We start from the raw sequence: 11,999 nt of genomic DNA on the forward strand, positions 1-11,999 counted from the left end.
AGCATGACGCTCGACACGTTGCTCGACGGATTCGCCGGTGCCCAGGGCTCCGGCGATATCGTCGTTTCGGGCCTCGGGCTCGACTCGCGTGCCGTCGCTGCGGGCGATGCGTTCGTGGCGCTGCGTGGCGGCAAGAATCACGGTCTCGAATTCGCCGCGTCCGCCATCGAGCATGGCGCGATCGTCGTGCTGGCCGAGACGCCGTTCGACGCCGTGGAGCTGGCCGTGCCGACGGTCGCCGTCGACAAGCTGCGCGACAGGGTTGGCGACATCGCCGCACGCTTTTACGGCAATCCGTCCGAAGCGCTCGACGTGATTGGGGTCACCGGCACCAACGGCAAGACCTCCATCGTGCAGCTTATCGCGCAGGCACTGGCCTTCCTCGGCAAGCGCCCGGCCACGGTCGGCACGTTGGGTACCGGCATGCATGGCGCCGTTGTCGAAGGCGAGCGCACCACGCCCGATGCCATCAGCATGCAGGCGGTCCTCGCGGATTTTCGCGAAGCGGGCGCCACGCATGTCGCGATGGAAGTGTCTTCGCATGCCCTCGACCAGGGTCGCGTCAACGCGATTGCGTTCGACGTGGCGGTGTTCACCAATCTCACCCGCGACCATCTGGACTATCACGGCACGATGGAAGCCTACGGCGAGGCCAAGGCGCGCCTGTTCGCATGGCCGGGCCTGAAGAGCGCGATCGTCAACATCGACGATCCGTTCGGCGCGAAGCTGTCCAAGCATCTCGGCGAAGGCATCAAGCGCTTCCGTACCAGCATGGTCGCGGACAACGATGCCGACATCAAAGCGGATATCGTCGTGACGTCGGCCAGGGGCCTCTCGTTCAACCTCGTGACGCCGTGGGGTATGCGCACGGTGCGCAGCCACCTGATCGGCCGCTTCAACATCGCCAATCTCCTGGCCGTGGCCGCGACGCTGGGCGCGCTGGGCGAGTCGTTCGACCGCATCCATTCGGCGCTCGAAGCGCTGGAGCCGGTCAACGGTCGCATGAGCCGGCTGGGCGGCGAAGGCAAGAAACCGCTCGTTGTCGTCGACTATGCGCATACGCCCGACGCGCTGAAGCAGGCGCTGCTCTCGGTGCGTTCGCACACGAAGGGGCGGCTGATCTGCGTCTTCGGCTGCGGCGGCGAACGCGATCAGGGTAAGCGCCCATTGATGGCGCAGATTGCCGAGCGTCTCGCCGATATCGTCATCGTGACCGACGACAATCCGCGCGGCGAAGACGGCGACCTGATCGTCAACCAGATTCTCGAAGGCTTCGCGCACCGCGACACGGTGATCGTCGAACGCGACCGCGCGCAGGCCATCGCACTTGCCATTGCCGACGCGAAGGCCGACGACGTCGTCCTCGTGGCCGGCAAGGGCCACGAAACTTATCAGGAAGGTCCGGAGGGCAAGCGTCCCTTCGACGACCTCGCCATCGCCCGCGAGGCGATGGGCACCGGCACTAAAGGAGTGCGCGCATGATGCGCCTGTCCGCCGTTGCGCTCTGGACCCGCGGCCGCCTTGTTGGCGCCGACGTCGAGATCGCCGGCTTTTCCATCGATACCCGGATATTGCAGGCCGGCGATCTGTTCGTCGCGTTGCCCGGCGAGCGTCACGACGCGCACGATTTCGTCGCCGATGCCGCCGCGCGCGGTGCGGTTGCCGCGCTGGTTACCCGTCCCGTCGACGTATCGATCCCGCAGGTCGTCGTGGACGATACGCAGCTGGCGCTGGGCGATCTGGCCAGCGCCGTCCGCGCCCAGGGCACCGTTCGCGTGATCGGCATCACCGGTTCCAACGGCAAGACGACGGTAAAGACGCTGACCGCGTCGATTCTGTCGCGCCACGGCCGCACGCACGTCAATTCGGGCAACTACAACAACGAGATCGGCATGCCGCTGACGGTGTTGGCGATGCCCGAATTCACGGAGTACGCGGTACTCGAAATGGGCGCCGGCAAGCCGGGCGACATCGACTATCTTGCCGCCATCGCGCGGCCCGATATCGGCCTCGTGAATTCCATCGCCCCCGCTCATCTTGAGCGGATGGGCAGCGTGGAAGGCGTGGCGGAAACGAAGGGTGCGCTCTACCAGTCGCTGCCGCCCGACGGTATCGCCATCATCAACGCCGACGATGCGTTCGCCGGATACTTCGCCAATCTGGCCGGCGCGCGTCGCGTGCTTCGCTATGCCCTCGACCATAAAGCGGACATCGGCGCGGATATCGTCGAACTGCGCATGGACGGTACGCACTTCGTACTGAGCACGCCGCATGGCGATGCGGATGTCGAACTTCCGTTGGCCGGTCGTCACAACGTGTCGAACGCTCTCGCCGCCGCCGCGATCGCCTGCGCGCTGGACGTGCCGATGGAGACCATCGTCGCGGGCCTGGAAAACGTTCCCCGCGTGACGGGACGCCTGAACCCGGAACGCATGGCGGGCGGCTGGACGCTGATCGACGACAGCTACAACGCGAATCCCGGTTCGACCGCCGCGGCGATCGACACGCTGTCGCTGGCGCGCGGCGAGCGCTGGCTCGTGATGGGCGATATGGCCGAACTCGGGCCGGATGCCGCCACGCTGCATTCCGCTATCGGAGAAATGGCCCGCGAGCGCGGCATCGATCGACTGCTGGCAACGGGGCCGCTCAGTGCGGCGGCTGTCGCGGCGTTCGGTCATGGCGGACAGCATTTCGCCAATCAGGCCGAATTGATCGGCGCGGTGTGCGCACAGATCCACGAAGGGGTGACCTGCCTGGTCAAGGGCTCGCGTTCGGCGGGTATGGAAAGGGTGGTTGCCGCGATTAAGAAACACGCTGAAGGAGCATCCGATGCTGCTTGAACTGGCGGAATGGATGGGCCGGCACTTCACGTCGCTGCATCTTTTCCAGTACATCACGTTCCGCGCGATCATGGCCGCCCTGACGGCGCTGGCTGTGTCGCTGCTGCTCGGTCCGGCGCTTATCCGCAAGCTTGCCGCCCTGAAGGCGGGGCAGGTCGTGCGCAGCGACGGCCCGCAGACGCATCTGTCCAAGGCGGGCACGCCGACGATGGGCGGTACGCTGATCCTGTTCGCCATCGGCGTTTCCACGCTGCTCTGGGCCGATCTCGGCAACCGTTATGTCTGGGTCGTATTGCTGGTGACCTTCGCGTTCGGCGTCATCGGTTTCTACGACGACTACCGCAAGCTGGTACTCAAGGACAGCCGCGGGCTGGCCAGCCGCTGGAAGTATTTCTGGCAGTCGGTATTCGGTCTCGTCGCCGCGTTGTTCCTGTACTACACGCACCAGCTGCCGGCCGAGACGGCGCTGTACGTACCGCTGTTCAAGCAGGTCGCCCTGCCGTTGGGCGGGTTCTTCGTCGTGATCGGTTATTTCATCATCGTCGGCTTCTCCAACGCGGTGAACCTGACCGATGGCCTGGATGGACTGGCGATCATGCCGAGCGTGCTGGTGTCGGGCGCACTGGGCATCTTCGCTTACCTCGCGGGCAACAAGCTGTTCTCCGAATACCTCGGCATCCCGGCGATTCCGGGCGCCGGCGAACTGGCGATCTTCTGTAGTGCGCTGGCCGGCGCGGGCCTCGGCTTCCTCTGGTTCAACACGTATCCGGCGCAGGTTTTCATGGGCGATGTCGGCGCGCTGGCCATCGGCGCCGCGCTGGGCTGCGTCGCGCTGATCGTGCGCCAGGAAATCGTGCTGCTGGTGATGGGCGGCGTGTTCGTGATGGAAACGGCATCGGTGATGTTGCAGGTCGCGAGCTTCAAGCTGCGCGGCAAGCGCATTTTCCGCATGGCGCCGATCCACCATCACTTCGAATTGAAAGGCTGGCCCGAACCGCGGGTCATCGTGCGCTTCTGGATCATCAGCGTCGTGCTGGTGCTTATCGGTCTTGCAACGTTGAAGGTGCGCTGAGAATCATGTTCGGCTTCGGTAACAGCCAGGCAAAACGTCGGCAAGGGCCGCGGGGGAGTTTCGACCTCCTTCTGCTGCTGGCCGCGTTGTCGCTTGCGAGTCTGGGCGTCGTGATGGTCGCTTCCAGCTCGATTGCCGTGGCCGACGGTCAGCACATCGGTCCGTTCTATTTCCTGAAGCGTCATCTGGTTTTCCTCGTGCTGGGCAGTTGCCTCGCCGGTGCCGCGATGCGCACGGAACTGAAGACGCTGGAGAAGTACAGCGTGCCGTTGCTGCTCTTCGGTATCGCCATGCTGCTTGCTGTTTTCCTGCCGGTGTTCGGCATGCGCATCAATGGTGCGCGCCGCTGGCTCAACCTGATCGTGACCAGCTTCCAGCCCGTCGAGGCGGTGAAGCTGATCCTCGTTATCTATCTGTCGAGCTATCTGGTCCGCCATCGCGAAGGCGTCGAATACCACCTGTTCGGTGTCGTGAAGCCGGTGGCGGTCGCGGGCATGATCGTGCTGTTGCTGCTCGCGCAGCCCGACTTCGGTTCCGCCGCGTTGGTCGTCGCCACGACGGTCGGCATGGTCTGGCTGGCCGGCGCGCGCATGCGCAACCTGCTTCTGCTGGGTACGCCGCTGGTCCCGCTGCTGATCTACGCGGCGACCGCCGAGGACTACCGCATCAAGCGCCTGACCTCGTTCCTCGATCCCTGGAAAGATCCGTTCAACGACGGCTTCCAGCTGACCCAGGCATTGATCGCCGTGGGTCGCGGCGAATGGCTGGGCGTGGGTCTGGGTTCCAGCGTGCAGAAGCTGTTCTACCTGCCCGAGGCGCATACCGACTTCATCCTGGCCGTGCTTGCCGAGGAACTGGGTCTGGCCGGCATCTGTCTGGTCATCGGTCTTTATACGTTGCTGGTCGGTCGCGGCCTTTACCTGGGTCTGAAGGGCGTGGAACTGGGGCAGCGTTTCTCCGGCTACGTCGCCTTCGGTATCTCGCTGATGCTGGGATTCCAGGCGATGGTGTCCATCGGCGTGAATCTCGGTGTGCTGCCGACGAAGGGCCTGACCCTTCCGCTGATCAGCTCGGGTGGTTCGAGCGTGTTGCTGACATGCGCGATGGTTGGCGTGCTGCTGCGCGCGACGTTCGAAATCAACCGCGCCGAGGATGCCCGCCAGATGGCGACGCGCATGCCGGCGATGGGCGTTCCCAATGCCGCGGCTCCGATGGAGGCCACCGTATGAGCGCCCCTGTCCTCATCATGGCTGGCGGTACCGGCGGTCACATTTTTCCGGGGCTTGCCGTGGCCGATGTGCTGCGCGCGCAGTACGTGCCGGTCGTCTGGCTCGGTGCCGATGGCGGTATGGAAACGCGCGTGGTGCCGGAACACGGCATCGAACTGCATACGATCGCCGTGGGTGGTCTGCGTGGGAAGGGCTTGAAGACGCGCGCGCTTGCGCCGCTGATGCTCGCCCGTTCGCTCGGCGAGTCCATGGCGCTGTTGCGCCGGGTGCGGCCGCGCTGCGTTCTGTCGATGGGCGGCTATGTCGCCGGTCCGGCGGGCGTCGCCGCATGGATCGGTCGCGTACCGCTGCTCGTGCACGAACAGAATGGCGTGGCCGGCTTCACCAATCGCATGCTCGCCAGGATTGCGGGGACGGTGCTGACCGGTTTCGCCGGTACTCTTCCTCACGCCGAGTGGGTCGGCAATCCGGTGCGTGCAAGTATCGCCGGACTGCCCGCACCCGCCGAGCGCTTTGCCGGCCGCGACGGCAAGCCGCGCGTGCTGGTGCTGGGCGGCAGTCTGGGCGCACGCGCGCTCAATCTTCGGTTGCCCGAAGCGCTGGCCGTCCTGCCGACCGACCTGCGGCCCGATGTGCTGCACCAGTGCGGCGCCCGTGGTGTCGACGAAGCGCGTAAAGCGTATGCAGACGCGGGTGTCGAGGCGCGCATCGAGCCATTCATCGACGACATGGCCGCGGCGTATGCGTGGGCCGACCTCGTGGTCTGCCGTGCTGGCGCGTTGACGATCGCCGAACTGACCGCCGCGGGTATCGGCGCGATCCTCGTGCCGTTTCCGCACGCGGTCGACGATCACCAGACACGCAACGCGCAGACGTTGCTTGCCGCGGGTGCCGCCGAACTGATCCAGGAACGCGATCTGGACGCCAGTGCGCTGGCGGGCCGAATCCGCGAACTCACCGGCGACCGCGGTCGCCTTCTTTCCATGGCCAATGCGTCCCGCACGCTGGCCAAGCCCGACGCCGCAGCAACGATTGCACGTCATTGCATGGAGGTTTCCGCATGACACCCAGTCGTTTGCGTGCCCACGATGATTTCATGACCACGTTCCGCCGTGTCCACTTCATCGGCGTCGGCGGCGTCGGTATGAGTGGTATCGCCGAAGTGCTGAACAACCTCGGCTATAGCGTGTCCGGTTCGGATCGCGCGCCGTCGCCGACCACGCAGCGCCTCGCGCAGCTGGGTATCGCCGTGCATATCGGTCACGATGCGGCGAACGTCGTCGATGTGGATGTCGTGGTCACGTCCAGCGCGATTCGTCAGGACAACCCGGAACTGGTCGCCGCGCGTGCCGGTCGCATTCCCGTGGTCCCGCGTGCCGAAATGCTCGGCGAACTGATGCGCTTCCGTCGCGGTATCGCGATCGCAGGAACGCATGGCAAGACAACGACGACGAGCCTCGTCGCGAGCGTGCTGGCCGAGGCCGACTACGATCCGACCTTCGTCATCGGTGGACAGTTGAATGCCGCTGGTGCGAACGCGCGTCTTGGTACGGGTCAGTACCTGGTGGCCGAGGCGGATGAATCGGATGGTTCGTTCCTCATGTTGTCGCCGGTCATGGCTGTTGTAACCAATATCGACGCCGACCATCTTGAGAATTACAACGGCGATTTCGCGCAGGTGAAGAAAGCCTTCGGCGATTTCCTGCATCGTCTGCCGTTCTACGGTATGGCGGTGCTGTGCATCGACGACGAGGAAGTGGCGAAGCTGGCGCAGGACACGTCGCGCAGCATGCTGACCTACGGCATCGATGCGCAGGATGCCGACGTGCGCGCGACCAACGTTCGTCAGCTTGGCTTCGAAATGCATTTCGACCTGCACCTGCCGGGCATGGATGGAACGTTGCCGGTGACGCTGAATCTGCCGGGACGGCACAACGTGCAGAACGCGCTTGCGGCGGCTGCGGTCGGTTGGCAGCTGGGTGTCGAAGCCGAAGCCATCGCGACGGCGCTCCAGCGTTTCGAGGGCGTGGGTCGTCGCTTCCATCGTCGTGGCGAAATCGCGCTGGACAAAGGCAGTGTGCTGCTGGTCGACGACTACGGTCATCATCCCCGCGAGCTGGCCGCCGTGTTCGCCGCCGCGCGTGGCGGCTGGCCCGAGCGCCGTCTGGTCGTGGCGTTCCAGCCGCACCGTTACAGCCGTACCCGCGATCTGCTCGACGACTTCGCGAACGTGCTCGCCGAAGTGGACGTGCTGGTGCTGACCGAAATTTATCCGGCCGGCGAAGCGCCGATCCCGGGTGCGGACGGTCGCGCGTTGGCGCGGGCGATTCGTGCACGCGGCAAGACCGACCCGGTACTGATCGACCATCCGCGCGACCTGCGCGATGCGTTGCCGTCGCTGCTGCGCGATGGCGACCTCCTGATGCTGCTGGGCGCGGGCGATATCGGCACGGCCGCTATCGACCTGGCGACCGCTGGAAACCTGAGGACCCATAAGTAATGAGCACGCAACTCACCGGCCACAACACGTTCGGCCGTACGGTGACCGATCCCGCGCAGTTCGGCCGCGTCGCGGTCGTCATGGGCGGCAGCTCGGCGGAGCGCGAGGTGTCGCTGGACTCCGGTCGCAATGTGCTGGAGGCTTTGCGCTCGAGTGGTGTGGACGCACATGTGATCGATGGCATTCCCGCGTTGCTCGATGCGGTGCGCGCCGGTCACTTCGCGCGTGTGTTCAACATCCTGCACGGTGGCGGTGGCGAGAACGGCGAGCTTCAGGGCGCTTTGCAATCGCTGGGCGTTCCCTTCACCGGTTCGGGCGTACTTGGCTCGGCTCTATCGCTGGACAAGATCCGCGCCAAGCAGGTGTGGACCGCCCTCGGCCTGCCGACCCCGCGATTCAAAGCGTTGCCGCGCGGCGCCGACGTGCATGCGGCCGCACGGGAGATCGGCTTCCCGCTGATCGTCAAGCCGGCTTGGGAAGGTTCCAGCGTCGGTATCACCCGGGTTTTCTCGGAGAGCGAACTGGACGCCGCCGTCGAACTGGCGCTGCGCTATCCGGGCGACCTGCTGATGGAAACCCTGATCGAAGGCGATGCTTCCGAGGGTGGCGAGTTCACCGTGGGCATCCTCGGTCGCGAAGTGCTGCCGACGATCAAGATCGTGCCGAAGGGCGAGTACTACGACTACAACGCCAAGTACGTCGCCGAGGATACGCAGTACATCGTGCCCGGTTTGTCCGGCGAGGCGGAGAGCGAAATGCGCGCGCTGGCACTGGCGGCATTCGACGCACTGGCCTGCTCGGGCTGGGGTCGCGTCGACGTGATGCGCGATCGTCACGGGCGCAACTGGCTCCTGGAAGTGAATACCGCGCCGGGCATGACCTCGCATTCGCTGGTGCCGAAAGCGGCAACCATCGCCGGCCTCGATTTCGCGGCCGTCTGCTGGCGCGTACTCGAATCGTCGTTCCATCCGGACGTCCGTACGAACGGAGGGCAAGCATGAAGGGAGCCGCCGCCACGCGGATCGTCGCCTGGGCTATCGCCATTACGTTGGTGGTGTTGCCCGTGGTCGGCGTGATGCAGGGCTGGTTCGCCGCCACACGGTGGCCGGTGACGCAGCTGAAGGTCGAAGCGGAGTTCGCGCACATCAGTGCCGAACAGCTCCGCGGCGCCGTGCTGCCTCACCTGGGTAAAGGTTTCTTCGCCACGAATCTGGAAGACGTTCGTCACGCCATCGGCGGCCTGCCGTGGGTGGAATCGGTGGAAGTGCGCAAGCGCTGGCCCGATACGCTGCTGGTGCGCATCTACGAACGGCAGCCTTTCGCGCGCTGGAACGACGACAAACTGATCAGCCGCCAGGGTCTGGTGTTCGTGGCGGCTGGCGCCGACCAGATGGAAGGGCTGCCGCAGTTGCGCGGTCCCGATGCGCGGCTGGCCGAAGTAGTGAGTTTTTACGCGCAGGCACAGAAAGCCTTCGCGGGTCGCGCGCAGCTGCAGGTGACCGGTGTGTCGCTCAGCGACCGCGGCAGCTGGAGCGTCACCACGGAAAGCGGGGCGGACATCGTGATCGGCGATCGCGATCAGGCCGACCGCCGTCTGGCGCGCTTCCTCGATGTATATCCGCAACTGATCGCCGGTCGGCAGGGCTCGTTCGCTTACGCCGATCTTCGCTACACCAATGGATTCGCCGTCAAGTGGCCGCAGCCGGATGCGCCGGTCGCCGCCAAGTCGGGAGCTAGGGCCGGAACATGAGAAATAAGAGCGATAAACAACTCGTCGTCGGCCTCGATATCGGCACCTCGAAGGTGGTCGCGATTGTCGGTGAATACGAGCCGGGCGAACCGATCGAGATTATCGGCATCGGCACGCATGTGTCGCGCGGCATGAAGCGCGGTTCGGTGGTGGACATCGAATCGACCGTGCATTCGATCCAGCGCGCCGTCGAAGAAGCCGAGCTGATGGCCGGGTGCGATATCCGCTCGGTCTACGCGTCGATTTCGGGTAGCCACCTGGAGACCAAGAACTCGCACGGTACCGCCGCGATCCGCGACCGCGAAGTGATGGCCGCCGATCTGGAGCAGGTGCTGGAAGCGGCGAGCGCCGTCGCGATCCCCGCCGATCGCAAGGTGCTCTACAAGGAATCGCAGGAATACCGCATCGACGGCCAGGACGGCATCCGCCACCCGGTCGGCATGAGCGGCGTGCGTCTGGAAGCGAGCGTGCATCTGGTGACCGGCGCGGCCAGCGCGGTGCAGAACATCAGCAAGTGCATCCAGCGTTGCGGCCTGTCGGTCGACGAACTCGTGCCCGCCGCGGTGGCCAGCGCGAAAGCGGTGTTGACCGAAGACGAGCTCGAACTCGGCGTATGCCTTGTCGACATCGGCGCGGGCACGACGGATATCGCTATCTATACGCAGGGTTCGATCCGTTATACGAAGTCGCTGCCGGTCGGCGGCGATCAGGTGACGAACGACATTGCTTATGGCGTGCATACGCCGACGGCCCACGCGGAAGAAATCAAGATCAAGTACGCATGCGCACTTGCCCAGCTGGCTCATGCCGAGGAAACGATCCAGGTGCCCAGCGTCGGCGATCGTCCGCCGCGCCGTCTGGCGCGTCAGGCTCTGGCGCAGTCGGTGCAGGCGCGTTACGAAGAAATCTTCGAGATGGTGCAGGACGAGCTGCGCCGTTCCGGTTACGAGAGTCTGGTCGCGGCGGGCATCGTCCTGACCGGCGGCGCGTCGCGCATGGAAGGCGCGCTCGAACTGGCCGAGGAAATTTTCCACAAGATGGTTCGTATCGGCGTGCCCCAGCACGTTTCCGGTCTGGGCGATGTCGTGTCCAGCGAGCTGCATTCGACGGGCGTCGGCCTGTTGCTGCATGGCTCGCGTTCGGGCGGCGGCATGCGCAGCGCGGGAACGTCCGGTGGCAGCGTCGGCGGCATGGTCGAGAAGTTCCGTAGCTGGTTTACGAAGAACTTCTGACCGGAAAAGTTTTTATCGGCGCCCGAAGGAGTTGGGCGCCGGGGCGATAGGAATGCCCGCAACCCGCGCCCGACAGGAGTCGGGAACGGGACATAACTAAAAATCACAAAAGTTCTGCGGAGGACGGGAAATGTTTGAACTCATCGAAAAACTGGCACCGAATGCGGTCATCAAAGTCATCGGCGTGGGCGGCGGCGGCGGTAACGCCGTGGCGCACATGGTCAACTCCAGCATCGAAGGCGTGGAATTCGTCGTTGCGAATACCGACGCGCAGGCGATGAAGAGCTGCAACTCGCGTACGCACCTCCAGCTCGGCAGCAATGTCACCAAGGGCCTGGGCGCTGGCGCGAATCCTGAAGTGGGCCGTCAGGCCGCTCTGGAAGATCGCGAGCGCATCGAGGAAATGCTCGAAGGCGCGGACATGGTCTTCATCACCGCCGGTATGGGCGGCGGTACGGGTACGGGTGCGGCTCCGGTCGTTGCCCAGCTGGCGAAAGAGAAGGGCATCCTCACGGTGGCCGTGGTCACCAAGCCGTTCCCGTTCGAAGGCCGTCGCCGCATGCAGGTTGCCCTGAAGGGTATCGAAGACCTGTCGCAGCACGTCGATTCGCTGATCACCGTGCCGAACGAGAAGCTGCTTTCGGTGCTGGGTCGCGAAGTGACACTGCTTAATGCGTTCAAGGCAGCCAACGACGTCCTCCAGGGCGCCGTGCAGGGTATTGCCGACCTCATCACCAGTCCCGGCCTGATCAACGTCGACTTTGCCGACGTTCGTACGGTCATGAGCGAAATGGGCATGGCCATGATGGGTTCGGGCACCGCCCGTGGCGACGATCGTGCCCAGGCAGCCGCCGAAGCCGCGATCAACAACCCGTTGCTCGAAGACGTCAACCTCAACGGCGCGTGCGGCATCCTGGTCAACGTGACCGCGGGTCCGAACCTGACGATGCGCGAGTTCGACGAGATCGGCCGCGTGATCCACGACTTCGCCAGCGAAGACGCCACGGTGGTCATCGGCACCTCGCTCGACCCGGAAATGCAGGACGACGTCCGCGTGACGGTCGTGGCCACGGGCCTGAACCGTGCCGCCGCCGCCAAGCAGCCGGTCCGTCAGGCGGTCCAGCAGCACGTCGAAATGCGTCAGCGTCCGCGTCCGGTCGTGCTGCGCACGGGTACCGGCAACGAAGTCGTCGACTACGCCCAGCCGGAAACCATCGCGACGACGCGTTCGGAACCGATGCAGGCCAAGTCGGCCGAGCCCGCGATCGATTACCTGGACATCCCGGCGTTCCTGCGCCGCCAGGCCGATTGATCGTCCGGACCGGCAACATCCCATGACACGTCACGGATGACGTGAGGCGACGCCGGGCAGGAGT

Annotated in this window: 10 protein-coding genes; all 10 read left to right on the forward strand. The window is 65.0% G+C overall.

What is annotated here, in order from left to right; genetic code table 11:
• Nucleotides 1–3 precede the first annotated feature (3 nt).
• The gene (locus EC912_RS11025; RefSeq protein WP_132144651.1) at nt 4–1,482 is read left to right on the forward strand and encodes a UDP-N-acetylmuramoyl-L-alanyl-D-glutamate--2,6-diaminopimelate ligase; all 1,479 of its coding nucleotides are present in this window, start codon (nt 4–6) and stop codon (nt 1,480–1,482) included.
• Nucleotides 1,479–2,840 (forward strand): UDP-N-acetylmuramoyl-tripeptide--D-alanyl-D-alanine ligase, encoded by a 1,362-nt coding sequence (locus tag EC912_RS11030; protein ID WP_132143940.1) that lies wholly within the window; start codon nt 1,479–1,481, stop codon nt 2,838–2,840. The genes EC912_RS11025 and EC912_RS11030 overlap by 4 nt, the downstream gene beginning before the upstream one ends.
• On the forward strand, nt 2,830–3,912 hold the full coding sequence (gene mraY, locus EC912_RS11035; RefSeq protein ID WP_132143942.1) for a phospho-N-acetylmuramoyl-pentapeptide-transferase: 1,083 nt from the start codon (nt 2,830–2,832) through the stop codon (nt 3,910–3,912). Before EC912_RS11030 ends, mraY begins: the two co-directional genes overlap by 11 nt.
• A gap of 5 nt (nt 3,913–3,917) precedes the next feature.
• Nucleotides 3,918–5,141 carry a putative lipid II flippase FtsW gene (gene ftsW / locus EC912_RS11040; RefSeq protein WP_132143944.1) on the forward strand — a complete coding sequence of 408 codons (1,224 nt, stop codon included), beginning with the start codon at nt 3,918–3,920 and terminating at the stop codon, nt 5,139–5,141.
• A complete protein-coding gene (gene murG / locus EC912_RS11045) occupies nt 5,138–6,205 on the forward strand; it encodes an undecaprenyldiphospho-muramoylpentapeptide beta-N-acetylglucosaminyltransferase (protein ID WP_132143947.1) in 1,068 nt (355 codons plus the stop codon). The genes ftsW and murG overlap by 4 nt, the downstream gene beginning before the upstream one ends.
• Nucleotides 6,202–7,641 carry a UDP-N-acetylmuramate--L-alanine ligase gene (gene murC, locus EC912_RS11050; protein ID WP_132143949.1) on the forward strand — a complete coding sequence of 480 codons (1,440 nt, stop codon included), beginning with the start codon at nt 6,202–6,204 and terminating at the stop codon, nt 7,639–7,641. The genes murG and murC overlap by 4 nt, the downstream gene beginning before the upstream one ends.
• Nucleotides 7,641–8,642, forward strand: a complete 1,002-nt coding sequence (locus EC912_RS11055; RefSeq protein WP_132143951.1) for a D-alanine--D-alanine ligase — start codon at nt 7,641–7,643, stop codon at nt 8,640–8,642. The genes murC and EC912_RS11055 overlap by 1 nt, the downstream gene beginning before the upstream one ends.
• Nucleotides 8,639–9,391, forward strand: a complete 753-nt coding sequence (locus EC912_RS11060; protein WP_132143953.1) for a cell division protein FtsQ/DivIB — start codon at nt 8,639–8,641, stop codon at nt 9,389–9,391. Before EC912_RS11055 ends, EC912_RS11060 begins: the two co-directional genes overlap by 4 nt.
• A complete protein-coding gene (gene ftsA, locus EC912_RS11065; RefSeq protein WP_132143955.1) occupies nt 9,388–10,623 on the forward strand; it encodes a cell division protein FtsA in 1,236 nt (411 codons plus the stop codon). The genes EC912_RS11060 and ftsA overlap by 4 nt, the downstream gene beginning before the upstream one ends.
• A gap of 130 nt (nt 10,624–10,753) precedes the next feature.
• The gene (ftsZ, locus tag EC912_RS11070) at nt 10,754–11,935 is read left to right on the forward strand and encodes a cell division protein FtsZ (RefSeq protein ID WP_132143957.1); all 1,182 of its coding nucleotides are present in this window, start codon (nt 10,754–10,756) and stop codon (nt 11,933–11,935) included.
• Nucleotides 11,936–11,999: the final 64 nt, after the last annotated feature.

It is taken from the genome of Luteibacter rhizovicinus (assembly GCF_004342265.1).
GTDB classification, from domain to species: Bacteria; Pseudomonadota; Gammaproteobacteria; order Xanthomonadales; family Rhodanobacteraceae; genus Luteibacter; species Luteibacter rhizovicinus_B.

Coding starts and splice junctions, on each gene's coding strand:
- EC912_RS11025 (WP_132144651.1), top strand. CDS start 4: ATGACGCTCGACACGTTGCTCGACGGATTCGCCGGTGCCCAGGGCTCC.
- EC912_RS11030 (WP_132143940.1), top strand. CDS start 1,479: ATGATGCGCCTGTCCGCCGTTGCGCTCTGGACCCGCGGCCGCCTTGTT.
- mraY (WP_132143942.1), top strand. CDS start 2,830: ATGCTGCTTGAACTGGCGGAATGGATGGGCCGGCACTTCACGTCGCTG.
- ftsW (WP_132143944.1), top strand. CDS start 3,918: ATGTTCGGCTTCGGTAACAGCCAGGCAAAACGTCGGCAAGGGCCGCGG.
- murG (WP_132143947.1), top strand. CDS start 5,138: ATGAGCGCCCCTGTCCTCATCATGGCTGGCGGTACCGGCGGTCACATT.
- murC (WP_132143949.1), top strand. CDS start 6,202: ATGACACCCAGTCGTTTGCGTGCCCACGATGATTTCATGACCACGTTC.
- EC912_RS11055 (WP_132143951.1), top strand. CDS start 7,641: ATGAGCACGCAACTCACCGGCCACAACACGTTCGGCCGTACGGTGACC.
- EC912_RS11060 (WP_132143953.1), top strand. CDS start 8,639: ATGAAGGGAGCCGCCGCCACGCGGATCGTCGCCTGGGCTATCGCCATT.
- ftsA (WP_132143955.1), top strand. CDS start 9,388: ATGAGAAATAAGAGCGATAAACAACTCGTCGTCGGCCTCGATATCGGC.
- ftsZ (WP_132143957.1), top strand. CDS start 10,754: ATGTTTGAACTCATCGAAAAACTGGCACCGAATGCGGTCATCAAAGTC.